This window comes from Halomonas sp. E14, assembly GCF_052568415.1.
In genome coordinates this window covers 2,325,545-2,350,528 of the sequence record NZ_CP199423.1, presented here as the reverse complement: position 1 = coordinate 2,350,528, position 24,984 = coordinate 2,325,545, and the positions used below count along the sequence as shown (strand labels likewise).

Here is a 24,984-nt window from a genome sequence, read left to right as displayed (position 1 = left end):
ATGTGCAGTACCAAGGAAGACTCAAGGAGAACACCATGACTCTGAAGACCACCCTGAAGCTGACCGCCGCCGCTGCTTCTCTGGCCATCCTGGCCGGTTGTGCCAGCAACGCTGCTCTGGACGAAGTCCGTCAGACTGCTGAATCTGCCCAGGCCGACGCTGCAGAAGCTCGCAGCATCGCCACTCAGGCTCAGAACACTGCCAACCAGGCGCAGCGTGACGCCCAGGCGGCTCTGCAGATGTCCGAGCAGAACCGTGACGAAATGAACCGCATGTTCCAGCGCTCCATGCAGAAGTAATTCTGCTTGTGGCGCCGGCGCTGCCCCAGGCAGTGGCGGTACTGCAGAAAGAGAAAACCCCGCCTTGGCGGGGTTTTCTCGTTTCGGGCGGTGCCGTTTCTACAGCTGGCTGACTTCCAGCTCGGAGAACAGCCCATGGTGCTGGCTGATCTCCAGTTCATTGAACAGGCCTTCTAGCTGGGGCTCGGCCGCTGGTGCGGTCTCTTCCTCGGCAACCTGCAGCAGCGACACCAGCATGCCGTTGGGCTGCTCGACCACGCGACGTAGCTGGGCGTAGTCGATCGGCGGATGCGTCTCTCCGAAGGTGCTGGCCACCACTTCCATGGCGTTGATGATCGGTTCGAAGTTGCCCTGGTTCTCCTCCAACTGAGGGAAAGATTGGGCATAGAGGATGCCGTCGGCCGACCAGGCGGCCTTGAACGGCTGGTCGATGATGTTGACCTGGGTGCCGCTCGGCACGCGCTCGTAGAGCGACTCGATATCCTCGGGGTACATGCGGATGCAGCCGCGACTGGCGCGCATGCCGACGCCTTCGGGCCTGTTGGTGCCGTGGATCAGGTAGCTTGGCAGGCCGAGCAGGATCGCATGACGGCCCAGCGGGTTGTCGGGACCAGGCGGTACCACCGCGGGCGGCGGCTCGCCGCGGGCGGCGGCTTCCTCGCGCATGGAGCGGGGCGGCGACCAGTGCGGATCCTTCACCTTGATGGTGGTGCGGGTCACGCCTACCGGGGTGGCGAAGCCGTCGCGACCGATGCTGATCGGGTAGGTCTCGACGATGCCGGGCCGGGAGTAGTAGTAGAGGCGCAGTTCGGAAAGGTTGACCACGATGCCTTCGCGCGGCGCATCCGGCAGGATGTGCTTGGCCGGGATCACCACCTCGGTACCGGGGCGGGGCGCCCAGATGCTCACATCGGGGTTGGCCATGCGCATCTCTTCATAGCCGGCGTTATGACGGCGCCCGATGTCGATCAGGGTGTCGCCTTCTTCCACGGTGGTGGTATAGATCTCACCGATGACGTTGCCTTCTTCGGGAAGGAAGAAATGGCCGCGGGGCAGCTGCCTCTCCTCGGCGATCGCGGAAGTCGCCAGCAGAGCGGCGAGACCGAGCAGGGCGGCACCATAACCATATCGCTTGGCCAGTGTAGGGATGTTCATCTACGTCTTGTACCCATCATGAGAGTCCTCGACGGCGATGTGGCGTCGAAGACGGTCATGCGCCGCTCCTTGGGAGAGGCGCGTTAAGTGTCCAGGCTGCGGTTGAGACACCTGCCGATATTATAGCGTTCCGGGCGGCGGGGGGAGTCTTTACCGTCGCCCGGTGATGATGTCGCCTAGGCGGCGTGCTGCTTGCGGTTGAGTTCGTCGAGGAGGCCTTCCACCGCCTCGAAGCGCGACTCGGGGCGTTCCATGTCGGCCTCGAAGCGCAGGGTGTCGCTGCCGTCGAGGCGATAGCGCTGCGATTGGCGCTGGATCAGTGAGACCAGCGTGAGAGGGTCGACGCTGGTCTGCGGGGCGAAGATGACACGGCCCTTGGCCGGGCCGGCCTCCAGACGGGCGATGCCCAGCCGCTCGGCGCGCTGGCGCAGTCGCGTCTGGCGTATCAGGGTCTTGACCGGCCCCGGCAGCAGGCCGAAGCGGTCGATCATCTCCACCTGCAGCTCCTTGAGCTCGGCTTCGTCGGCGGCGCTGGCAATGCGCTTGTACATCACCAGGCGCTGCTGCACATCGGGCAGGTAGTCGTCTGGGATCAGGGCCGGCAGGTTGAGGCTGACCTCGACCCCTTCGTTCAGCGGGGTTTCGATGTTGGGGGTCTTGCCGGCACGAATGGCGGCCACGGCGCGGTCGAGCATTTCCATGTAGAGGGTATAGCCGATGGCCTCCATCTGGCCGCTCTGCTCCTCGCCGAGCAGTTCGCCGGCGCCGCGGATCTCCATGTCGTGGCTGGCCAGGGTGAAGCCGGCGCCGAGGTCGTCTGCGGCTGCGATGGCCTCCAGGCGCTTGACGGCATCCTTGCTCATCACTCGCGGTGGTGGGGCGAGCAGGTAGGCGTAGGCCTGATGGTGGCTGCGCCCCACGCGGCCGCGCAGCTGGTGTAGCTGGGCCAGGCCAAACTTGTCGGCCCGCTCGATGATGATGGTGTTGGCGCTGGGCACGTCGATGCCGGTCTCGATGATGGTGGAGCACACCAGCACGTTGTAACGCTTGTGATAGAAGTCGGACATCACCCGTTCCAGTGCTCGTTCCGGCAGCTGGCCGTGGGCCACCGCCACGCGCGCCTCCGGCACCAGGGTGCGGATCGTCTCGGCCGCGGTCTCGATGGTCTTGACCTCGTTATGCAGGTAGTAGACCTGGCCGCCGCGCAGAATCTCGCGCAGGATGGCTTCCTTGATGATCGATTCGTCGCGCTGCTGCACGAAGGTCTTTACCGACAGCCGGCGTGCCGGCGGCGTGGCGATGATCGAGAGGTCGCGGATGCCGCTCATGGCCATGTTGAGGGTACGCGGGATCGGCGTTGCGGTGAGGGTCAGGATGTCGATCTCGGCGCGCAGCTCCTTGAGCCGCTCCTTCTGGGCGACGCCGAAGCGGTGTTCCTCGTCGATGATCAGAAGGCCCATGCTGGGCAGCTTCATCGACTTCGACAGCAGCTTGTGGGTACCGATCACGATATCGGCCTGGCCGCTCTCGATGCGCTTGAGCGAGGCCGCCTGGCCCTTTCCGGCGGTGAAGCGCGAGACCAGCTCGATCTGTACCGCGGTATCGGCGAAGCGGTCGCGGAAGTTCTCGTAGTGCTGGCGGGCGAGCAGGGTGGTGGGCACCAGCACTACCACCTGACGCCCCGAGTGCACGGCGAGGAAGGCGGCGCGCATGGCGACCTCTGTCTTGCCGAAGCCGACATCGCCGCATACCACGCGATCCATGGGGCGCGGCGCGGTCATGTCGTCGATGACCGCAGCGATGGCGGCGCGCTGGTCGGCGGTCTCCTCGAAGGGGAAGCTGGCGGCGAAGCGAGCATAGTCCTGGTCCGGCGGCGCGCAGGCAAAGCCCGGCTTGGCTTCGCGGCGGGCGTAGACGTCGAGCAGCTCGGCGGCGGTGTCGCGGATCTTTTCGGCGGCCTTGCGGCGTGCCTTGTCCCACTGGTCGGATCCCAGTCGATGCAGCGGTGCCAGCTCATCGTCGGCGCCGGCGTAGCGGGAGATCAGCTGCAGGTTGTCGACCGGTACGTAGAGCTTGGCGCCGTCGGCGTACTCCAGCGCCACGAACTCGGCCGCCTGGCCACCGGCCTCGAGCCGCTCCAAGCCACGGTAGCGCCCCACGCCATGGGTCTGGTGGACCACCGGCGCGCCGGGGCGCAGCTCGGCGAGGTGGCGAATGGCCAGCTCGCCCATGTCGGTGGCCTTTTCACGGCGGCGGCTCTGGCGCACCACGTCGCCGAACAGCTCTGTCTCGCTGATCACGGCGAGATCGGGCTGCTCCAGCCACAGCCCGGAGGTAAGGTCGCCCTCGGTGATGGCCATGCGGGCGGCGTGCTCAAGGAAGGCTTCGAAGCTGGGCACATAGGCCAGTTCGAGGTTGAGCGGGGCCAGGGTTTCCTCTAGGGCTTCGCGGCGTCCGCGCGATTCCGCCACGAACAGCACCCGGGTGCTGGGCTGGGCGTCGAGGAATTGCTGAAGGGCGGCCAGGGGCTGCCGGGCGCGCGCATTGATCGCCACGCTGGGCAGCGTACGCTGTGCCGGGCGCAGAGCGTGGCGATGGGTCTCCTCGTCGATCAAGGCGATGCGCGGGTAGTGCTTGATCGAGGCGAACACGTCCGCTACCGGGAAGAAGGCGCGCTGGGGCGGAAGCAGGGGGCGCGTGGGATCGACGCGCAGGTTGTCGTAACGGCTTTCGATGGCGGCCCAGTGGTGTTCGGCGGCCTCGAACAGGCCGGGTAGCAGGGCCACCCGGGTGCCTTCGGCCAGGTGATCGAACAGCGACGCTGTCTCCTCGAAGAATAGCGGCAGGTACTGCTCGAGCCCGGGGGCGGGGATGCCCTTGAGCGCGTCGACATAGAGCGGGCACTGCCGCGGGTCGACGTCGAACAGCGTCTCGAACCCTTCGCGGAAGCAGGCGATGGCGCTGCGTGCCAGGGAGTACTCATGTGCCGGCAGCAGTTCGACCCGCTCGACCTTGTCCTGGCTGCGCTGGGTGTCAGGGTCGAAGCGGCGCAGGGTATCGATCTCGTCGTCGAACAGGTCGATGCGCAGCGGCCCTTCGCTGCCCATGGGGAACAGGTCGATCAGTGCGCCGCGCAGGGCGTACTCGCCTGGCTCGTAGACCGTTTCCACGGCCCGATAGCCGGCCCGCGACAGGCGATCGCGGAAATTCTCGCGATCGAGACGCATGCCGACCTCCAGCGTCAGAACGCGCCCGGCAATGTAGTCCACCGGCGGCAGGCGCTGCATCAGCGTATTGATCGGCACAAGCACGATGCCGTGCTCGCCGTCCTGCAGCCGGCGCAGCGTACGCAGCCGAGCCGAGATGATCTCCTGATGCGGCGAGAAACTGTCGTAGGGCAGCGTTTCCCAATCGGGGAAGGCCAGTACCGGTACCCGGGCGAAGGCGTTGAGGTCGTTCTCCAGGCGCTGGGCGCCAGCCGTGTCGGCGGTGATGATCAGCAGTGGGGCGTCGTCGGCCAGGCGCGCCAGGGCCAGCGCGATGCCGGCGCCGGCCGGGCGCTGCCAGTAGAGCGTGTCGCGAACGCCGGAAGGGCGGGGAGGGTCGAGCAGCGAAAAATTGGGCATGGCGTCGTCATGACTTCGTCTAGGCGCACGGGGTCCAGGCGCGCGGGAACTCCTGCCCGAGCGTGTGTCGCAGTGGGTTTTTTTCAAGAAAGGGGAACATAACAGCCTGGCTGTGCGCTTGTAGTCAACCCCCAATTTCTGTAATCCCCTTACATCGCCTGCGACCATACTGCGATTGCCCCTGCCGGAACCGACCGGGATAATGACCGTTGAATTCAGATCATGAGAGAGGCTTCACGTGAGTCAACAACCCCTCGATACCGTCTTTCAGGAATGGCACGACAATCAGGCGCTCGCCGAGCAGATGATTCCGCTGATCGGCAGTCTCTATCGCCACAACAACGTGGTGACCACCCTTTACGGGCGCTCGCTGTTCAACCGTTCGGTGATTCGCATCCTGAAGGACCACCGTTTCGTCAGAAAGGTCGAGGGGACAGAGCTTTCCGTCAGCGATACCTTCCCGCTGGTGAAGGCCATGGCCGAACTCAACCTGGGGCCGGCGCATGTCGACGTGGGCAAGCTCGGGGTGGCCTTCAAGAAGCGCGGCGGTGGTGACGTCAAGGCCTTCCTGCTCGAAGAGCTCGCCGAGATCGTCGATGCGCACGACCCAAGCGGCAGCAACGGCCAGTCCAAGGACGTGGTGCTCTACGGCTTCGGCCGCATCGGCCGACTGCTGGCTCGGGTGCTGGTCGAGAAGGCGGGCGGCGGTAACCTGCTGCGCCTGCGCGCCATCGTCGTGCGTGGCCGCGGCGATATCGCCAAGGATCTGGAGAAGCGCGCCAGCCTGCTGCGTCGCGACTCCGTGCATGGGCCCTTCGACGGCACCATCAGCGTCGACTACGAGGCGCGCACCATCACCGCCAACGGTAACGTGATCCAGGTGATCTACGCCGATTCGCCGAGCGAGATCGACTATACCGCCTACGGCATCGACAACGCCGTGGTGGTTGACAACACCGGGATCTGGCGCGACGAGGCTGGGCTAGGCCAGCACCTGCAGTGCAAGGGCGTTTCCAAGGCGCTGCTCACCGCGCCGGGCAAGGGCGACATCAAGAACATCGTGTTCGGCATCAACCACGGCGATATCGAAGCGAGCGACACCATTCTGTCGGCCGCTTCCTGTACCACCAACGCCATTGTGCCGGTGCTCAAGGTGCTCAACGATGAGTACGGCATCGAGGTCGGCCACGTGGAGACGGTGCATGCCTACACCAACGACCAGAACCTGATCGACAACTACCACAAGGGCGATCGCCGCGGTCGCAGCGCGCCGCTCAACATGGTGCTGACCGAGACTGGTGCGGCCAAGGCCGTGGCCAAGGCGCTGCCGGAGCTGGCCGGCAAGCTGACCGGCAACGCCATCCGCGTGCCGACGCCGAACGTTTCCATGGCGATTCTCAACCTCACCCTGGGGCGCGACGCCGATGCAGCGACCCTGAACGACTACCTGCGCCGTATGTCGATCGATTCGGCCTACCAGAAGCAGATCGACTACGTCGACTCGCCCGAGGTGGTCTCGACGGACTTCGTCGGCAACCGCCATGCCGGGATCGTCGATGCCAAGGCGACCATTGCCAATGGCAAGCATGTCGTGCTGTACGTGTGGTACGACAACGAGTTCGGTTACAGCTGCCAGGTGGTGCGCATCCTGCAGCACATCTCCAACGTGCATTTCCTCAAGCTGCCGCGCGCCCAGGCGTAAGCGCGCTCTCTTGTGCAGGCAATCCCGACCCATAAGGTCGGGATTGCCATGATGCACGTCATTTCTCCCGTTGTTTTTCTTCCACAGCCGCGCTGCGGGCCGGTCTCGCCGATTCCTTGCCATGGCCCATGGCGAGCGCGTTTCAACGCCCATTGAACCCTTGTCGCGCCTGGCGCCAAGCGGGGTCCTTTGACGTTTGGCCACCTTTGGCCGTGTGGTCATTGGACGCACTTATCTTTATAATGCGGTGGATTTTTTCGGGGTGGTTCGAGCTGGCTCGAGCCTGACTGGTAACGTACTGACCTAACAAGAATTCGAATCCAATCGAACCCCTTTTCTTCGTTTATCCGATCCATCAACTGGGCGAGACTATGATCGAAGTCAAGAAAGGCCTGGATCTCCCCATCATGGGGGCGCCCGAGCCGCGCATCGACACTGCGCGTCCCGTGCGTCACGTGGCCATCCTGGGCACCGACTACATCGGCATGAAGCCGACTATGGAAGTTCGGGAAGGGGACAAGGTGAAACTGGGCCAACTCCTTTTCACCGACAAGAAGAACGAAGGCGTACGCTTCACGGCCCCGGCTGCCGGTGAAGTCGTCGCCATCAACCGCGGCGAGAAGCGCAAGCTGCTTTCCGTGGTGATCAAGGTAGACGAGAGCGAAGAGGCGGTGGCCTTCACCGCCCATGGCCGCGACAAGCTCGAGAGCCTCGAGCGTCAGGCCGTCGTCGATCAGCTCGTCGACTCTGGTCTGTGGACGGCGCTGCGCACCCGTCCTTTCTCCCGCACTCCCGCCATCGACAGCATCCCTGCCGATATCTTCGTCACCGCCATCGACACGCATCCGCTCAGCGCAGATCCGGCACTGATCATCAGCGAGCAGGCGAGCGCCTTCGAAGACGGGCTGAAGGTGCTGGCGCGGCTGACCAAGGGCAAGGTCTTCCTGTGCACGGCGGCCAATGCTTCGATTCCGGGCGCCAACGTCAAGGGCGTTCAGGTCGAGACCTTCGGCGGCCCGCACCCCGCCGGCCTGGTCGGTACCCATATCCACTACCTCTCGCCAGTCGCCCTGCACAAGCGGGTATGGCACATCGGCTACCAGGACGTGATTGCCTTCGGCAAGCTGTTCGCCGAGGGCCGTATCGACGTGTCCCGGATCGTCGCCGTGGGTGGTCCGCGGGCCGAGAAGCCGCGCCTGCTGCGTACCCGCATCGGTGCCAGCACCGAAGAGCTGCTCGCCGGTGAGATCCTGCAGCCCGAAGACACGCGCGTGATCTCCGGCTCGGTGTTCTCCGGCACCACCTGCGAGGGCGGCCTGCGCTACCTGGGCCGGTTCCACAACCAGGTCTCGCTGCTCGAAGAAGGCAACAAGCGCGAGTTCATGGGCTGGCTCTCGCCGGGCAGCAATCGTCACTCAATCCTGGGTATCTACCTGTCCAAATTCAAGGGACTCAGCAACTACGCACCGAACACTTCGACCAACGGGTCGGAGCGCGCGATGGTGCCGGTGGGGGCCTACGAGCAGGTGATGCCGCTGGATATCCTGCCGACCCAGCTGCTGCGTTCGCTGATCGTGGGCGATATCGAGACGGGCATGCAGCTTGGGTGCCTGGAGCTGGATGAAGAGGACCTGGCGCTGTGCACCTACGTGTGCCCGGGCAAGTACGAGTACGGTCCCATCCTGCGTGACAATCTCACCATGATCGAGAAAGAGGCCTGATGATGGGTATCCGACAGACACTCGACAGTCTCGAGCCGCATTTCCACAAGGGTGGCAAGTACGAAAAGCTCTATCCGCTGTACGAAGCCGTGGATACGATCTTCTACTCGCCGCCCAGCGTCACCAAGACCACCGCCCACGTGCGTGACGGCGTCGATCTCAAGCGCATCATGATCACCGTGTGGCTGTGTACCTTCCCGGCGATGTTCTTCGGCATGTGGAACGCCGGCTGGCAGACCAACATGGCCATTGCCGAAGGCTATGCGTCCCTGGGCGGCTGGCGCGAAGCCATCGTGATGACCCTGACGGCCGGCTATGAGCCGGGCAGCCTGTGGTCCAACCTGGTACTTGGTGCGACGTACTTCCTGCCGATCTACCTGGTGGTGTTCGTGGTCGGGGGCTTCTGGGAAGTGCTGTTCGCCATCAAGCGTGGCCACGAGGTCAACGAAGGTTTCTTCGTTACCTCCGTGCTGTTCGCGCTGATCCTTCCGGCTACCATCCCGCTGTGGCAGGTGGCGCTGGGCATCACCTTCGGCGTGGTGATCGGCAAGGAGATCTTCGGTGGTACCGGCAAGAACTTCCTCAACCCGGCGCTGACCGGACGTGCCTTCCTCTACTTCGCCTACCCGGCACAAATTTCGGGTGACGAGGTGTGGGTAGCCGCAGACGGCTATTCCGGTGCTACGCCGCTCTCCATCGCCTTCCAGGAAGGCATGGCCGACCTGAGCAGCCAGTACAGCTGGTGGGATGCCTTCATCGGCTTCGTACCGGGCTCGGTGGGTGAGGTCTCCACGCTGGCGATCTTCATCGGCGCTGCCGTGCTGCTGTGGACCCGGATCGCCTCCTGGCGAATCATGCTCGGGGTATTCCTCGGCATGGTCGCGACCAGTGCGCTGTTCAACTTGATCGGTTCCGACACCAACCCGATGTTCGCCATGCCTTGGTATTGGCATCTGGTGGTAGGCGGCTTCGCCTTCGGCATGGTCTTCATGGCCACCGATCCGGTGTCCGCGTCCATGACCAACCAGGGGCGGCTGATCTTCGGTGCCCTGATCGGCGTCATGACCGTGCTGATCCGCGTGGTGAACCCGGCGTTCCCCGAAGGCATCATGCTGGCGATCCTGTTCGCTAACCTGTTTGCTCCGCTGATCGACCACTTCTTTATACAGGCCAACATCAAGCGCCGCGTTCAGCGCACCGGTGTGCCGGCCGAGGAGACTGCCTGATGGCCCAGAGCAACAACTCCATCAAGAAGATCCTGACGGTGGCGTTCGCACTCTGTATCGTGTGTTCCGTCATTGTCTCGACTGCCGCGGTGGCGCTGCGCCCGATGCAGCAGCTCAACGTGGAACTCGACCGCAAGACCAACATTCTTCGCGTCGCCAACCTCTATGAGCGTGGCATCAACGTGGAAGAGGCCTTCGCCGAGATCACGCCGCGCGTGGTGGATCTGCGCACCGGTGAGTATACCGACCAGTTCAACCCGGAAACCTTCGACCACTTCCAGGCGGCACGCGACCCGGCAACCGGACGCACGCTGTCCGGCGACCGCGATATCGCCGGCCTGACTCGCGTCGAGAACTTCGCCACCGTCTACCTGGTAGGCAATCCCGACAGCCCTGACCAGATCATCCTGCCGATTCGCGGCCAGGGCCTGTGGGGGCTGATGCGTGGCTACATGTCGATCGAAGGCGACGGCAACACCATCGTCGGTATCACCTACTACGAGCACAGCGAAACCCCGGGGCTTGGCGCCGAGGTGAACAACCCGCGCTGGCAGGCTCAGTGGGAAGGCAAGCAGATCTTTGCCGACGAGCAGAGCGTGGCGCCGGCCATTCGTGTGGCGCGCGGCAGCGGCACAGGCGATCACCAGGTGGATGGTCTTTCGGGTGCTACCCTGACCTCCAATGGTGTGACCAACATGCTGCAGTTCTGGCTGAGCCCGGAAGGCTTCGGTGAGTATCTGGCAAGATTCCGTGCAGGAATCGAGCCGGAGGAAGCTCAGGAAGCCGACGTCGAACTCGAAGCTGAAGCGTAAGGAGCCTGACCATGTCAGCCGTGTCTCCCAAGGGCGTCCTCACGACCCCGATCTTCAACAACAACCCCATCGCGCTACAGGTGCTAGGCATCTGTTCCGCGCTGGCGGTAACGACCAGCATGAGCGTATCGCTGGTCATGACGCTGGCCGTTATCTTCGTGACGGCCTTCTCCAACCTCTTCGTGTCGCTGATCCGGCACCACATTCCTTCCTCGATCCGCATCATCGTGCAGATGACCATCATCGCATCGCTGGTCATCGTGGTGGACCAGGTGCTGAAGGCGTTCGCCTATGAAATGTCCAAGCAGCTGTCGGTGTTCGTGGGCCTGATCATTACCAACTGTATCGTCATGGGTCGTGCCGAAGGCTTCGCCATGCAGAACAGCCCCGGACTGTCGTTCCTCGACGGCATTGGCAACGGTCTGGGCTACGGCTTCATCCTGATGGTGGTTGGCTTCTTCCGCGAGCTGTTCGGTGCCGGCAGTGTGTTCGGCTTCACCATCCTGAGCCCGGTACAGGACGGCGGCTGGTACGTGCCCAACGGTCTGATGCTGCTGCCGCCCTCGGCGTTCTTCATCATCGGCCTGATCATCTGGGCACTGCGCGCAGCGCACCCGGAGCAGGTTGAGGAGAACGAGTTCAAGATGAAGCACAATACCGAGCCGAAGGAGGCTGTGTAACATGGAGCACTATATTAGCCTTTTCGTTGCTTCGGTCTTCGTCGAAAACCTTGCCCTGGCGTTCTTCCTCGGCATGTGTACCTTCCTGGCGGTTTCCAAGAAGGTGTCGGCGGCGTTTGGCCTTGGCATCGCGGTCATCGTGGTACTGACCATCTCCGTGCCCGTCAACAATGTCATCTTCAATGCGCTGTTGGCCGAAGGGGCGCTGACCTGGACCGGCATCGCCGGTGCCGAGAACATCGACCTGTCGTTCCTGGGCCTGCTCAGCTACATCGGCGTTATTGCCGCGCTGGTGCAGATCCTCGAGATGTTCCTCGACAAGTACGTGCCGGTTCTCTACAACGCGCTGGGTGTCTTCCTGCCGCTGATCACCGTGAACTGCGCCATCCTCGGTGGCGTGCTGTTCATGGTCGAGCGTAATTACGGCTTCGGCGAGTCCGTGGTCTACGGCTTGGGTTCCGGCGTGGGCTGGGCACTGGCGATCACCGCCCTGGCGGGGATCCGCGAGCGTCTCAAGTACAGCGACGTACCGGCTGGCCTCCAGGGGCTGGGCATCACCTTCATCACCGTGGGTCTGATGTCGCTGGGCTTCATGTCCTTTTCGGGCATTCAGCTCTGAGCCAGGCGCATGCCCGGCGGATGCTTGCACCGCCGGGCACTAGGTCACACAGCAAATAGGAAACCGACATGACTGGAACAGCTGTCATCTTGCTCGGTGTGTTCATGTTCACCGTGGTCGTCATCGGCCTCGTACTGGTGATCCTGGCCGCCCGCAGCAAGCTTGTGAGTACCGGCGACGTGACGATCGAGGTCAACGGCGATCCGGACCACACCATTACCACCCAGGCCGGCGGCAAGCTGCTCAACACGCTGGCGGCCAACGGCATCTTCCTCTCCTCCGCCTGCGGTGGCGGCGGCTCCTGCGCGCAGTGCAAGTGCCGGGTGGAAGAGGGCGGCGGGGCCATCCTGCCGACGGAAGAGTCCCACTTCACCATGCGCGAGAAGAAGGACGGCTGGCGCCTGTCGTGCCAGGTCCCGGTGAAGCAGGACATGAAAATCGAAGTGCCGGAAGAGGTCTTCGGGGTCAAGATGTGGGAATGCGAGGTCATCGCCAACCCGAACGTCGCGACCTTCATCAAGGAACTCAACCTCAAGCTTCCCGAGGGCGAGAACGTCGACTTCCGTGCCGGCGGCTACGTCCAGCTGGTAGCGCCTCCCTACGATATCAAGTTCTCCGACTTCGATATCCAGGAGGAGTATCGTGGCGACTGGGAGAAGTTCGATCTGTACAAGATCTCCCACAAGAACAACGAGGAAGTCATCCGCGCCTATTCCATGGCGAACTACCCGGAAGAGAAGGGCATCCTCAAGTTCAACATCCGTATCGCCACGCCGCCTCCGGGCACCAACCATCCGCCGGGCCTGATGTCGACGTTCGTCTTCAACCTGAAGCCGGGCGACAAGGTCACCGTGATGGGCCCCTTCGGCGAGTTCTTCGCCAAGGACACCGATGCGGAAATGGTCTTTGTCGGCGGTGGTGCCGGCATGGCCCCGATGCGCAGCCACATCTTCGACCAGCTGAAGCGTCTCAAGTCCTCGCGCAAGATGTCCTTCTGGTACGGTGCGCGCTCCTGGCGCGAGACCTTCTACAACGAGGAGTACGACCAGCTGGCCGAGGAGTTCCCCAACTTCTCTTGGCACCTGGCGCTGTCCGACCCGCTGCCGGAAGACAACTGGACCGGGCCGACGGGCTTCATCCACAACGTGCTGTACGAGAACTACCTCAAGGACCACCCGGCTCCCGAGGACTGCGAGTACTACATGTGTGGGCCGCCCATGATGAACGCATCCGTGATCAAGATGCTGCTTGATCTGGGCGTTGAACCGGAGAACATCCTGCTGGATGACTTTGGCGGATGATCTCAGTCGCCCCAGGGCGAATGACGGGGCTGGCCCAACGTGGGCCAGCCCTGTTCATGTTCAGCCTGCTGTTGCCGTTGATGCTACTGACGGCCTGCCGCAATCCGCTGCAGGAGCAGCAGGTGCAGGGAGTAGCGCTGGGCACGGGTTACCACATCACCCTGTATGCCGACCTCGATGCCATGTCTCCCTTGGCATTGCTGGCCGTTATTCAAGGTGAACTGGAAACGCTGGAAGATGAGCGCAGAAGCGCGGCTGGCGTGCGTCGGTCGGCCTTCGCTCCGCTGTGGAAGATAAGCGAGCCGGAAGGGCTGGCTGAGGTGTGGGACCAGGTCTTCCACGCGCTTGCCGTCGATCGCCTGGCACAGCAATTGGCGCAGCTGGACGTGCATCATCTGATGGTGGAGGTGGGTGGTGTGATGCGCTCGCAGGGGGCGCCGCCCGGTAGGGTCTGGCGAGTATCGCTTGCGCACGCCGCGCTGCCCAGCATGGAAGATCCCATGCATGTGCGCCTAGACGACGCGGCTATGCTGCACCGGTTGGGAAGGCTGGACCGTACGCCGACCTTCTCTCAGCCGTTCATTCTGGGGGTCGCAGTCATCGCTTCGAGCGCCATGGAGGGTCGGATGCAGGCCGATACGCTGATCGAGGTCGGGCCGTTCCAGGTATTGCAGTGGGCGGAGGACAGGGATATTGCCGCCAGCATCGTTGTCAAGAGTTCACAAGGCATCACCATTCATCAGACTGCGGCTCTCGCCCCCTGGCTGGAGCGCTAGCCGCAAGGAGCAATGTCATGACGACTTTTTTTGTTGTTCTCGGCTTTATGCTGCTGATCATGGGCGCGATGGCGATCGGCGTCATTCTGGGACGCAAGCCGATTGCCGGCTCCTGCGGCGGGCTCAACCAACTCGGGCTCAAGGAAGGCTGCGACATCTGCGGCGGCAAGGATGAGGTCTGCGAGGAAGAGAATCGCAAGCGGGCGAGCGCGCGCCGCAGCAGCGACGAAAGCCGGGGGGCCGATCTTGGCTACGACGCCACGCGCCGCTGAGTGAGGCTGGAGGAGGCGTGCCCGGCGCGCCTCGCCAGCGAGGCGCACGCTTGGCCGGCGCTGGCCTGGTACATCATCAGGGGCCTGGCCCCCTACCGGGAAAAGGAGACACAATGGCAGTCCACAACTATGACGTGGTAGTCATCGGCACCGGCCCTGCCGGGGAAAGTGCCGCCATCAATGCTGCCAAGCATGGCAAGCGGGTGGCGGTCGTGGAGAAGCAGCCTGTGCTGGGCGGCAATTGTACCCATTGGGGCACGATACCCTCCAAGGCGCTGCGCCATCAGGTCAAGCAGATCATGCAGTTCAATACCAACCGCATGTTCCGCGACATCGGCGAACCGCGTTGGTTCTCCTTCCCGAAGGTGATGGAGCGTTCACGCATCACCATCGACCAGCAGGTCGAGATGCGTACCCGGTTCTATGCCCGCAATCGCATCGATCTCTATAGCGGGGTGGCACGCTTCAAGGACGAGCACACCTTGCTGGTGCGGGATCGGCAAGAGGCGCTGGAGGAGCTGGTGGCGCAGAAGGTGATCATTGCCACCGGCTCGCGCCCCTATCGGCCGGCCGATATCAACTTCCGCCACCCGCGTATCTATGATTCCGACACCATCCTGAGTCTGTCGCATACGCCGCGCACCTTGGTCATCTTCGGGGCCGGAGTCATCGGCTGCGAGTATGCGTCGATCTTCTCTGGTCTTGGCGTGAAGGTCGACCTGATCAACAACCGCGACCGGCTGCTCTCGTTCCTTGATGATGAGATTTCCGACGCGCTCTCCTACCACCTGCGCAAACACGGCGTACTGATCCGCCATAACGAAGAGTATGACCGGGTCGAGGGCGATGAAGCCGGCGTCGTGGTCTATCTGAAGTCGGGCAAGAAGCTGCGCGCCGATGCTTTCCTGTGGGCCAACGGGCGTACCGGCAATACCGATGAGCTGGGGCTCGAGAATATCGGCCTTGAGGCCAACGGGCGCGGTCAGCTACAGGTCGACGACCATTACCGCACGGCCATTCCGCACATTTATGCCGCCGGTGACGTGATCGGCTGGCCGAGTCTGGCCAGCGCCGCCTATGACCAGGGGCTGAATGCCTGCGACGAGCTGCTCGACCGGGACTATCGCTTCGTCAATGAGGTGCCGACAGGGATCTATACCATTCCCGAGATCAGCTCCTTCGGGCGTACCGAACGTGAGCTGACCGAGGCGAAGGTGCCCTACGAAGTGGCCCAGGCCTTCTTCAAGGATACCGCGCGGGCCCAGATCACCGGCGACACGGTTGGCATGCTCAAGATTCTCTTCCACCAGGATACGCTCGAGATCTACGGCATTCATTGCTTTGGCGACCAGGCCTCGGAGATCGTGCATATCGGCCAGGCGGTCATGCAGCAGAAGGGCGCCGCCAATACCCTCAAGTATTTCGTCAGCACTACCTTCAACTATCCCACCATGGCGGAAGCGTATCGCGTGGCGGCTCAGAACGGCCTGAATCGCGTATTCTGATACAGCTCGCGGGTCCTCGGCTTCAAACGCTCACCGAGCGTCTCGAAACTGGCTGAAACGGCTACACTACTGGAGGTGCAATCCGCGCCTCCAGCTTGAGTGGACCCGAAGGCCATGAGCGAGACACCGACCCCATCCTCTCCTATCCAGCGTGAAGAGCGCCGCGGTGAATGCCTCGGCAGCCCCGATCGCTTCTATTACCAGAGCTACGGTCTGTGCATCGCTTCACAGCTCGAACTGCCTGAACTCGCCGCTGCAGCGCCATGTAGCGATCCCGATATCGAGATCCTGGCATCGGGCGAACTTGGGCCGCTTGAGGATGCCACCGAACGATGGCCCTATCTTGAGCTTGCCGAAGGGCGCTGCCAGATACACGTGCAAGGCGTGGCCCGCTATCGCATCGAACGGGGGCGGCGCATCCTTGTCGATCGACGCGTCGAGCGAGACCCCGCCATGCAGGTGACGGCCGGTGATGTGCGACTCTATCTGCTGGGCGCCGCGCTGGGCATCCTGTTACACCAGCGTAAGTGCCTTCCGCTGCATGTCAGTGCGGTCAGCACGCCGGCAGGCGTCTGGGCATTTACCGGTGAGTCGGGAGCGGGCAAGTCGACCATGGCTGCCTGGCTCCATCACCGTTTCGATTGGCCGCTGGTCAGCGACGACGTGGCAGTGGTCCAGCCCGATGATCCGCAGCCGTTTCTCTATCCTGGGCCGCCGAGGCTGAAGCTGTGGCAGGATGCACTCGCCGCAATGTCTATCGACAAGAGCGGGTTGACCCGCGACCTGACGCGAGCCGAGAAATACCACCTCAACGCCCATGGCGGTTTCCAGGACGAAGTGGTGGAGCCGCTGAAGGTCCTGGTGGAGCTTAAGCGCGCCGAGCCGGGCGAGGCGGCGCGCCTGGAGCGGTTGACGGGCGTCGCTGCGTTCAAGGTCGTTTCGGGAGCGCTTTACCGAGCGGAGCTGGGACGGCTGTTCAACCCGCCTGCAACTCTGCTCGGTACGGTGTCGGCATTGGCATCGGCCATTACGGTCTACCGTTTTTACCGTCCCTGGAACCTGGAGAAGATCGAGGCGGGGCTGGCCCCCCTGCTGGACGCGATTGCGAACGGTGACACCTCACCTGGGCCAGAGACAAGGATCAGCGAACGGTAATCAGCCCCTCCTGCTGAAGCTGGGTGAGAAACGCCACCACTTCTCGCTCGCAGGTGTCTCGCTCCACGTTAAAGGACGCCTGCAGGCGATCGCATAGATCGGCCAGCTGGATCTCGGTCTCGAGATGTTCCCAAATCTGCTGGCCAATGCTCTGGGTACCGTAATACATGCCTTTTTTGGCGCTGAACAGCACCAAGTCGTCATCGACGCGAGAGGCGAGGGGTTCTGTACTGCGAACGATCCAGCTATGAGATTTCATTCGGTGACTCCTTGCGTAGTGATGATGGTGTGGTTTGCCTGAGGCGAGCCTGGCTGTAGTACGCTACCGCGGGTCGCGCCATAGTGCTGCCATAGGTGCCAAATGCGCAGGGCAGCCTCCACGGGAATGAACTCTGCGATCGCTTTGCCTGGGTCGGCATGCGGAACTTCGCCGAGTCGTTCGTTCAGCCGTGCAACGTCGAGCCATGGACAGGGCGCCAGGTACCTGCCTTGACGAGTCTGGTCGGCCAGGCGCTGGCGGCACTCCACCAACTGATCGTAGCGCTTGCGCTCGTTCACGGTGTCGTACTTGCCAAGTCCGGCAGGCAGTAGGTCATGCAGGGCTCGCCGATAAACCCAGCGGTGAGTGCCCTCTTGCCATAGCAGTTCGCGGGGCAGTCCCAGGGCAAATTCCAATACGCGCCGATCCGTGAGCGGGTAGCGATAGATGAGGCGATGCGGGGCAGCCCAGTTCGCCCAAGTCGCCATGCGCGCCGCAAGATGGCCGTTATCGAGCAGCGCGTGCTGTACCCGCCGGGGATCGCCAAGCACTCGCCAGGCCGGCCCGCGTCCGGCCTGGCTGTGTGAGAAACGCGTCAGCCAGTGGTTTGCTGCCACCGAGTCGAGCCGCTGGGTGTTCATGTAGGGGCTGAACCGGCTGTACAGGGCATCGGGCATCAGCGGTAGGCAGGCTTCCTGCCACAGGAAGCGGGACCAGCGATGCCAGCGGCGCAATCCGCCGGCATGGCGCCGTGCCATGCCCAGCAGCGTTCGCCATTTGCCCGTGCGCAACAGATAGGCGGCCACTCCGCGGGTGGTGTAAGTCAGTGCTTCGTCGCCTCCCCAGCCGGACAGCATGACGCGGGTACCGCGCTGCGCGGCGGCCGCCATCATGGGTAATTCTTCGAAAAGATCGCAGTGGCCTTCTACGGCCATGTCGCGGCCCAGGAAGTCGACGTAGTCCTCACCTGCCGCGCTGCCATAAAGGCAGGGTATGCCTTCCTGCGTGCAGACGGCTGCGATCAGGCGGCGTTCATCCCTGTGGTCGGTGTGCAGAGGATAACGGCTAGATACCGCGGGAGCCCAAGTGTAGCAGCCGTCCAGGCTGCGGCCCCGCTGCTTGAGCCGGCGGCTGGCCAGCAGCGTCACTCCGGTGGAATCCAGCCCGCCGCTCAGGTGGCTGCCGACCGGGTGTGAGGTACGAATGCGATCCGCCACGGCGGCTTCGAGCAGTTCGCGGCAGTGGTCGGCGTAGTCCTCGCGTCGGGCAAAGCGTACTTCGCTGATGTCGCGCGGGTCCCACCAGCGCTTGAGCCTAACGCCATTTCGATCGGCGAGCAGCGTATGACCGGGCGGCACCGGCGCTATGTCAGTGAAGAAACAGTCCTCGGTGGGGTTCAGCGGCCACTGTAGGTAAGCGGCGATGCGCGACTCGTTCGGTGTAAAGGCGAGGTCAGGCTGGGCCAGCAGGGCGCGAATATCCGTGGCCACCACGAGCCGCTGGTGACGACAGGTATAGAACAGCGGGCGGGCACCAGCGGGATCTCGTGCGGCAAATACATGTCCGGCCCTGTCATCCCACAGCACGAAAGCGTAATCGCCGTGGAGCCGGTCCACGCAGGCGCTGCCCCAGCGCAGGTAGGCCTGGAGCAGCAGTCGGCTGTCTGGCAGGGTGGTGCGCTGGCCGGTTGAAATGTCGAGGCGGTCGCATAGCTCGTCTCGATTATCGAGTAGAGCATCGGCCACCAGCACCAGCGGGCCGTGATGCACGGGCTGGGCTTCATGGCAGGACTCGGGAGAGACCTCGAGATGGCGATAGCCCAGGCCAGCATGACGCGAAGACCAGCGACCTTCGCCCTCCGGGCCATACTCGGACAGCACTGCGAGCCCATGGTCTAGTGCCCGGGGGGGCAGGGGTGTTTCATCAAGATGCAGCCTGGCGAAGATCGCCGCCATCAGGGTTTGCCCCGGGCCAGCGGGAGCAGCTTCACATAGCTCGAGACGGCGGTGAAGTTGCCGGCGTGCTGGCCAAGCACCGTGCTCCCTTCAACCCGCAGCCAGGCATGCGCCTTGATCACCAGCTTGCCATCGACGCCACGTTCGGTGCAGGTGCCGAGTACCAGGGTACTGGAGATATGTCGTCGGTTGAGCATCCACTGGGCCGCCATGGCTTTCATGAGGCAGGTGTAGACATCGCCCAGGCGCCTGTTTACGGCATTGATCGCCCAGCTGATCTCCTTCGCCGTGATGTCATCTTGGTGTCGGGCTGCGCTGCGGTGTGTGGCATCTTCACTCTCGCCACACGTGGCCTCGCCGAGCAGGGTATGCCAGAAGCGAAAAGGGACGGCCCTGACCATGAGCCAGGCAAGGGGTAGCAGGGCAGCAGCTTCGATGGCCAAGCGCCTACGAGATGAGGGCAGACGTCGAAACATAGAAGAAGCCTCTCTGGCCAAGCATGTAAATAATGCAATGAAACGAAGCGCCGAAATGAAGCTCTCGACGAGCGCGGTCATTCGCCCGTCGAGAGGATGGGTCGCTACCGTCAGGCGATCCGTTCCGGTATGGCTGCCTTGGCGTAAGTGCCTTAGCTCATGCCGAAATTAGGATCTCCGGCAGCGTTCTCGTTGCCTGAACGTACTTCGGAGGAGTTGGGCTGAGTACCGCCCAGCGTCTCTTCCACGCTCATCCGAGTCAGTTCGGGGGTGACCCACTGGCCTTTCAGCGTCTTGTGTTCCATTGTGAAGCCCTCGTAAATTCACGTGCACTCTTATGAGTGCACCCTCAACATAGGCCCGTCATGGTTCGCCCACAATCCGCCTGGAGCGTGATTTTGCGCCACGTTTCGGCATGGTTTGCGTCATGCTAGAGCGTGATGAAATTATCGGGAAGGCATGCCCTGGCTTGCCAGCAGGTGGGCCAGGCAAGGAGGTGACGAAGGCTCGCAGTCTGCCGTATCTTCGGCTTGGAGCGCTTCGAGCAGCGCTTGCTGCAGGGTGGGTAGATAGGAGTCGTCGAGATTGCGTTCGGCAGAAAGCAGCGTGAGCCTGCCGCGACGTGCGTGGCGCATCAGAGGCAATAAAGCCTCGGGGTGGTCACGCAGTTCTCCGCGGTAGCGAACGGTAAACACCGCGCTGCTGATCTCCTGCTGATGCAGCTGTCGTCTCAACAAGGGGGAGGGAGAGGCGTCACGATACCAGTCGGTAAGCGCCAGGGCTTCGCGCTGCTTGCCTCGCGGCCACAGCCGATCGACCAGGACGCGGGCGCCGTCATCGGGCTCACTGGGGCTGTAGATGCGCTTGAGCGCGATGTCGTAACTCATGGGTCTCCCTCCTTGGCGTTGGTCGAAAGCTGCCGGCGGCTGCAGCGTGGGCCGGGCTTGACGGCGCTTCGTGGCTTTCGCATCGAGCAGGCGGGTCGGCACCCTACTCGGGATTCAACCATGTTGGATACGTTTCGTCACGTGACGCTCAGCCTGAACAGGCTGCCGTATGCTGATGGTCTGGTTTCTGCATTTGGGTTCTGACCTGATTGCCCCGCATCGGTGTTACCCATAAGTCGCTGGCAAGCGACAGCTGGATAACACTTTGTCACATAGCCAGCCCAAAGACAGCTATTTCTTATTGCCTTCATGGCAAGATTCCGTCTGTGGCACGTTTTATATAAGCCAAGGAGGACGATAGTGCAATCCAGTAAGTAATAAAGAAGGTAGGAGGTGATTGGAATCTTGGTGTGGCAAATATAATGCCATGTTACTCAATTTTACCAATGTGTGCGCCTGCGAGCAGCGGAGACGAGGGGATCGAGTGTTTTTATCCGTATCATATCGGCATGATTCACCACGATTTTTTAGATTTCTCATCCTTGTTGTTGCATTGGTTTAATGCTTCGTGATTGCGTTGGTAATAATATTGAAAGTTTGTTCTGCGGGCTATATTTTCCTATCATGGTCTTTTGCCGTTAGAAATAAAACAGGAAAAAGCGATGTAAAAACAAATAGATAGATCTGTCTCGCTGATCCGTTGCGTGGATCTGTCTGCAGAATGGTGCCGGCTAGGCTATTGATTGCGACCTATCAATGACAGCGGTTGACGCCGCGGTGGAATGCGGGACAATGGCCACCTCCTCAAAAAATAGTGTTTCTACGCAGTGAAGAAAACGAGGTTGCAAAAAGGGGGATGTGTTGTAACCTTGTGTATCTGTATGCCGTTAGTCTGTATAACGAGTAGCGTACTGTCAGGGACGGCAAGGGAATCGTCGAAAAGTGAGGCCTGTGACGCATCAGTGCGAATGTCACTCTGATGATGGCAGAGCCGCTGTCAGATGCTTTTCGGACAGTTGCTAGGGCAGCTTGCAGGTAGTCCATGATTTGCCACTGGTTAACCAGTCTGGAAATGCTTGGAACTGTTTGGTGAGTCAGACAAGGGAGCTGTGATGACGCCACTGCTTAAGACACTATTTGATCTGCCGCGCTCGCGTAAGCGCGTAATCCAGATCATTGCCGATACCTTCTTGATTGTCCTGAGTTTTCTTACCGCCATGCTGTTGCGGTTGGACAGTCTAGCGTTTATCGGTGATCCGTCGGTATGGCTGGCGCTGCCGATCATGGTGCCGGTTAGCCTCTATCTCTTCATTCGGCTGGGGTTCTACCGAGCCATCATTCGTTATCTCGGCCTGAAAGCCTTCCAAGCCATTCTCGCGGGGGTAGCGGCTTCTGCCCTTACCCTGGGCCTTGTCAGCTCGCTGCTTTCCTTGCCAGTGCCGCGCTCCGTGCCTTTCATCTATGCCATGCTGGCCTTGATGACGATCGGGGGGGTCAGGCTGGGGCTGCGCCTGCTGTATCAGCATGGCCAGCAAAGGCGCAAGACCCGCGTGCTGGTCTACGGAGCGGGTGCCGCCGGACGCCAGCTGGTGATGTCGCTGCGCCATGGACGTGACTATGAGCCCGTTGGCTTCGTCGACTTTGCTCCCAAGCTGCTTGGAACCCATGTTCAGGGCCTCAAGGTTTATTCGCCATCAGATACGGCCCGCTTGATCAAGTCCTACGGGATCGAGAAGCTGTTGCTGGCGGTGCCGGACGCGACGCGCGCCCGGCGTCAGGAAATCATCGAATCCATCGAGCTGCTCTCGATTCCAGTGCAAACCATTCCCGACATGGCGGATGTGGTTTCGGGCAAGGCCAAGTTCAATGAGCTTCGTGATGTCGCCGTCGAGGATCTGCTGGGGCGTGACCCCATTCCGCCCGACCCTTCACTGATGGGGGCCAACCTGACGGGCAAGGTCGTGATGGTGACGGGGGCGGGCGGGTCCATCGGCAGCGAGCTGTGCCGCCAGATCATCCTACAGAAACCCAAACAGCTTCTCTTGCTGGATAGTTCGGAGTTTTCGCTTTATCGCATTGAGCAGGATCTGCTGCGTATCGCCAAGCTTGATTCGCTCAATGTTGCCTTCAGGACACTGCTCGTCTCGGTACAGAACCGCGAGCGCCTGGAAACGATTCTGCGCACCTTCCAGGTCGATACCATCTATCACGCTGCGGCTTACAAGCACGTGCCCATGGTGGAGCACAATCTGGCGGAAGGCATTCGCAACAACGTCTTCGGCACGTTGGCCGTGGCCCAGGCGGCCATTGCGACGGGCGTTGCTGATGTTGTGCTGGTGTCCACCGACAAGGCGGTACGCCCGACCAATGTCATGGGGGCCAGCAAGCGGATGGCCGAGCTGGTCTGCCAGGCCTTGGCTCAGTGCCAGAAGGGCACGCGCTTTGCCATGGTGCGGTTCGGCAATGTGTTGGGCTCTTCGGGTTCCGTGGTGCCGCTGTTCCGCAAGCAGATTGAAAACGGTGGCCCGCTGACGGTTACCCACCCCGATATTACGCGCTATTTCATGACGATTCCCGAGGCAGCGCAGCTTGTCATCCAGGCTGGCGCCATGGCCAACGGCGGGGATGTATTCGTGCTCGACATGGGTAAACCGGTCAAGATCGTCGAGCTGGCGACTCGCATGGTGCGTCTGACCGGGCTGGAGCCGCATTTTCCCCAATCGCAGTGGGCCGAAGGCGATGAAAAGGTGCCTGTTCCGGGTGCCACGGGCTCCCAAAAGGCTAGCAAGGGCGATATTCCTATCATTTTCACCGGCCTGCGGCCGGGCGAGAAGCTCTACGAAGAGCTGCTGGTAACGGAAAAGGTGGGCCAGACGCGCCACCCGCGAATCATGACCGCCAACGAAGCCTCGCTGAGCTGGGACGAGCTCTTGCCTTTCCTGACCGCGCTGGAGAAGGCCTGCCAGCGACAGGACGCGCCTGGGATCCGAGAGATCCTAATTGAGGCGCCGACGGCGTACCAGCCCGATTCCGACATTGTTGATCACCAATGGCTGCAGCAGGCCAGGGCCTACGCACCTGCCGGCGAAGTTCCGCTCAGCGTGGTGGAAAAGGGCGCGGAGACGGGGGTGGCCAGGAGTGTAGAAAAGGGAGCGTGCAGCCTTGCGAAAGCGCCGACAAGACTCACCTGGCGCGACCAGCCTGTCGATGCAGAGGCGCCGGAAGAGCATCACGCCTTGCACGAAAATTTGGTCATTTATTCAACGAAAGGCCAGTAACGCCTGAGCCTTGGCAGTACCACACAGAACGCCAATTCAAGCAGTCATACTGGCCTCGGGGATGTGCCGTAAACCTCGGGGCGGTAGCGTGCTCAGACGAGGTTGGGAAACTGGGCACGAAAAGGGCGACCGAAACGACAACCATCGTTCAGGGGCATTATCACATGCACACAAAAAACTCTTCTCGTCTCTTGGCGATTGCATTTACCACCGTACTGCTGGGTGGCTGTGCGCTCGCACCCGGTGGTCACATGGATTATGACACCGAGACGCCTTCAATTACGCACCTGGTTGATATCGAAGCCATCACGCCTGATCTGATCGCACGGCAAGAGCAGGCGCCGCCCCGGGTCAGCGCCATGCCGACCGCCTTGCGCGAACAGATCGAGCGTTACGAGTACCGCGTCGGGCCTGGCGACATCCTGAGTATCATCGTCTATGAGCACCCGGAGCTGACCATACCTGCCGGGGCGGAACGAAGCGCGGCCGAAGCTGGCCATCTGGTTCGTCCGGACGGCACGATCTTCTACCCGTTCCTGGGCCGCATCAATGTTGCCGGGAAGACCATCGACGAGATTCGCGCCCAGCTGGCGGGGGGGCTGTCACAATTCCTGACCAACCCCCAAGTGGATGTGCTGATTGCCGCGTTCAACTCCAAGAAGGTCTACATCACCGGCGCGGTTGGCTCGCCGGGCACCTTGCCCATCAACAGCGTGCCGATGACCATCATGGATGCTATCAGCCAGGTGGGCGGCCCTTCGGGCGATGCCTTCTGGCATGACATGACGCTGATTCGTGACGGTCGGGAAGAGCGGCTTTCGCTCTATGCGCTGCTCAGCGAGGGTGACCAGACCCAGAACCGCCTGTTGCAGGATGGCGACGTGCTGCATGTGCCCACTGCGGCCAACAAAGGGATCGCCATGCTGGGTCAGGTGCGCTCGCCTGGCAACCTGCAGATGGGCCGCGACCGGCTCTCGCTCACCGATGCACTGTCCCGTGCCGGCGGCATCAACGAAGCCACGGCGAGCCCGTCGGGTATCTTCGTGCTGCGCCGTCAGCCTGAAGAAAGCGACAAGCTGGCCACCGTTTACCAGTTGGATGTCTCCGATGCGACCGCCTTCACCGTCGCCAGCCGTTTCCAGCTTGAGCCGCAGGACATCGTCTATGTGACCACCGCTCCGCTGGCCCGCTGGAACCGCGTGATCAGCCTGCTGCTGCCGTCACTCTCGCTGCCGGGTGATGTCAGGGGCACGTCGCGGAACCTCGAGGACCTGCTCTAA

The 24,984-nt window shown here is 62.2% G+C and carries 21 protein-coding genes; 14 read left to right on the top strand and 7 right to left on the bottom strand.

The genetic code is table 11. The features are described from left to right. The first annotated feature begins 35 nt into the window (after nt 1–35). The gene (locus ACT7B3_RS10965; RefSeq protein WP_444677341.1) at nt 36–299 is read left to right on the top strand and encodes an Lpp/OprI family alanine-zipper lipoprotein; all 264 of its coding nucleotides are present in this window, start codon (nt 36–38) and stop codon (nt 297–299) included. Between the two features lie 99 nt (nt 300–398). On the opposite strand, the gene ACT7B3_RS10960 is transcribed toward ACT7B3_RS10965, so the two are convergent. Beyond that, nucleotides 399–1,454 (bottom strand): L,D-transpeptidase family protein, encoded by a 1,056-nt coding sequence (locus tag ACT7B3_RS10960; RefSeq protein WP_445157966.1) that lies wholly within the window; start codon nt 1,452–1,454, stop codon nt 399–401. Nucleotides 1,455–1,630: 176 nt separating this feature from the next. Then, nucleotides 1,631–5,080: a transcription-repair coupling factor gene (gene mfd, locus ACT7B3_RS10955; protein WP_445157965.1), complete on the bottom strand. Its 3,450-nt coding sequence runs from the start codon at nt 5,078–5,080 to the stop codon at nt 1,631–1,633. A gap of 238 nt (nt 5,081–5,318) precedes the next feature. Here mfd and ACT7B3_RS10950 point away from each other — a divergent pair, with 238 nt between their 5' ends. The 11 genes from ACT7B3_RS10950 (at nt 5,319) to ACT7B3_RS10900 (ending at nt 16,849) form a co-directional block, all read left to right on the top strand. Continuing rightward, a complete protein-coding gene (locus tag ACT7B3_RS10950) occupies nt 5,319–6,782 on the top strand; it encodes a glyceraldehyde-3-phosphate dehydrogenase (RefSeq protein ID WP_444677344.1) in 1,464 nt (487 codons plus the stop codon). A gap of 371 nt (nt 6,783–7,153) precedes the next feature. Continuing rightward, nucleotides 7,154–8,503 carry a Na(+)-translocating NADH-quinone reductase subunit A gene (locus ACT7B3_RS10945; RefSeq protein ID WP_445157964.1) on the top strand — a complete coding sequence of 450 codons (1,350 nt, stop codon included), beginning with the start codon at nt 7,154–7,156 and terminating at the stop codon, nt 8,501–8,503. Next, nucleotides 8,503–9,729: an NADH:ubiquinone reductase (Na(+)-transporting) subunit B gene (locus ACT7B3_RS10940; protein ID WP_444677346.1), complete on the top strand. Its 1,227-nt coding sequence runs from the start codon at nt 8,503–8,505 to the stop codon at nt 9,727–9,729. Before ACT7B3_RS10945 ends, ACT7B3_RS10940 begins: the two co-directional genes overlap by 1 nt. Then, nucleotides 9,729–10,541 (top strand): Na(+)-translocating NADH-quinone reductase subunit C, encoded by an 813-nt coding sequence (locus ACT7B3_RS10935; RefSeq protein ID WP_444677347.1) that lies wholly within the window; start codon nt 9,729–9,731, stop codon nt 10,539–10,541. Before ACT7B3_RS10940 ends, ACT7B3_RS10935 begins: the two co-directional genes overlap by 1 nt. Nucleotides 10,542–10,552: 11 nt before the next feature. Then, nucleotides 10,553–11,221 carry an NADH:ubiquinone reductase (Na(+)-transporting) subunit D gene (locus ACT7B3_RS10930; protein WP_444677348.1) on the top strand — a complete coding sequence of 223 codons (669 nt, stop codon included), beginning with the start codon at nt 10,553–10,555 and terminating at the stop codon, nt 11,219–11,221. A gap of 1 nt (nt 11,222) precedes the next feature. Next, nucleotides 11,223–11,840 (top strand): NADH:ubiquinone reductase (Na(+)-transporting) subunit E, encoded by a 618-nt coding sequence (gene nqrE, locus ACT7B3_RS10925; protein WP_444677349.1) that lies wholly within the window; start codon nt 11,223–11,225, stop codon nt 11,838–11,840. 68 nt (nt 11,841–11,908) lie between these two features. Beyond that, nucleotides 11,909–13,141, top strand: a complete 1,233-nt coding sequence (gene nqrF, locus ACT7B3_RS10920; RefSeq protein ID WP_444677350.1) for an NADH:ubiquinone reductase (Na(+)-transporting) subunit F — start codon at nt 11,909–11,911, stop codon at nt 13,139–13,141. Nucleotides 13,142–13,197: 56 nt separating this feature from the next. Beyond that, complete coding sequence (locus ACT7B3_RS10915; RefSeq protein ID WP_445157963.1) at nt 13,198–13,917, top strand: hypothetical protein; 720 nt, start codon at nt 13,198–13,200, stop codon at nt 13,915–13,917. Between the two features lie 17 nt (nt 13,918–13,934). Beyond that, entirely contained in the window at nt 13,935–14,189 is a 255-nt protein-coding gene (gene nqrM / locus ACT7B3_RS10910) for a (Na+)-NQR maturation NqrM (protein WP_445157962.1), read from the top strand. A 113-nt stretch (nt 14,190–14,302) separates the two neighbouring features. Then, nucleotides 14,303–15,694, top strand: coding sequence for a Si-specific NAD(P)(+) transhydrogenase (sthA, locus tag ACT7B3_RS10905; protein ID WP_444677351.1), 1,392 nt, complete (start codon nt 14,303–14,305; stop codon nt 15,692–15,694). A 114-nt stretch (nt 15,695–15,808) separates the two neighbouring features. Further along, complete coding sequence (locus ACT7B3_RS10900) at nt 15,809–16,849, top strand: hypothetical protein (protein ID WP_445157961.1); 1,041 nt, start codon at nt 15,809–15,811, stop codon at nt 16,847–16,849. Here the strand turns inward: ACT7B3_RS10900 and ACT7B3_RS10895 are convergent. The 5 genes from ACT7B3_RS10895 to ACT7B3_RS10875 form a co-directional block, all read right to left on the bottom strand. After that, a complete protein-coding gene (locus ACT7B3_RS10895) occupies nt 16,836–17,108 on the bottom strand; it encodes a PqqD family peptide modification chaperone (RefSeq protein WP_444677353.1) in 273 nt (90 codons plus the stop codon). The genes ACT7B3_RS10900 and ACT7B3_RS10895 overlap by 14 nt on opposite strands. Next, complete coding sequence (locus ACT7B3_RS10890; RefSeq protein ID WP_445157960.1) at nt 17,105–19,063, bottom strand: asparagine synthase-related protein; 1,959 nt, start codon at nt 19,061–19,063, stop codon at nt 17,105–17,107. The genes ACT7B3_RS10895 and ACT7B3_RS10890 overlap by 4 nt, the downstream gene beginning before the upstream one ends. Further along, nucleotides 19,063–19,620, bottom strand: coding sequence for a lasso peptide biosynthesis B2 protein (locus ACT7B3_RS10885; protein ID WP_444677356.1), 558 nt, complete (start codon nt 19,618–19,620; stop codon nt 19,063–19,065). The genes ACT7B3_RS10890 and ACT7B3_RS10885 overlap by 1 nt, the downstream gene beginning before the upstream one ends. 71 nt (nt 19,621–19,691) lie before the next feature. Further along, nucleotides 19,692–19,844: a hypothetical protein gene (locus tag ACT7B3_RS10880; protein ID WP_444677357.1), complete on the bottom strand. Its 153-nt coding sequence runs from the start codon at nt 19,842–19,844 to the stop codon at nt 19,692–19,694. A gap of 141 nt (nt 19,845–19,985) precedes the next feature. Further along, nucleotides 19,986–20,426: a DUF488 domain-containing protein gene (locus ACT7B3_RS10875; protein WP_445157959.1), complete on the bottom strand. Its 441-nt coding sequence runs from the start codon at nt 20,424–20,426 to the stop codon at nt 19,986–19,988. Nucleotides 20,427–21,538: 1,112 nt separating this feature from the next. On the opposite strand from ACT7B3_RS10875, the gene ACT7B3_RS10870 reads away from it, so the two are divergent. Continuing rightward, on the top strand, nt 21,539–23,704 hold the full coding sequence (locus ACT7B3_RS10870; protein WP_445157958.1) for a polysaccharide biosynthesis protein: 2,166 nt from the start codon (nt 21,539–21,541) through the stop codon (nt 23,702–23,704). Between the two features lie 164 nt (nt 23,705–23,868). Next, nucleotides 23,869–24,984, top strand: coding sequence for a polysaccharide export protein (locus ACT7B3_RS10865; RefSeq protein WP_445157957.1), 1,116 nt, complete (start codon nt 23,869–23,871; stop codon nt 24,982–24,984).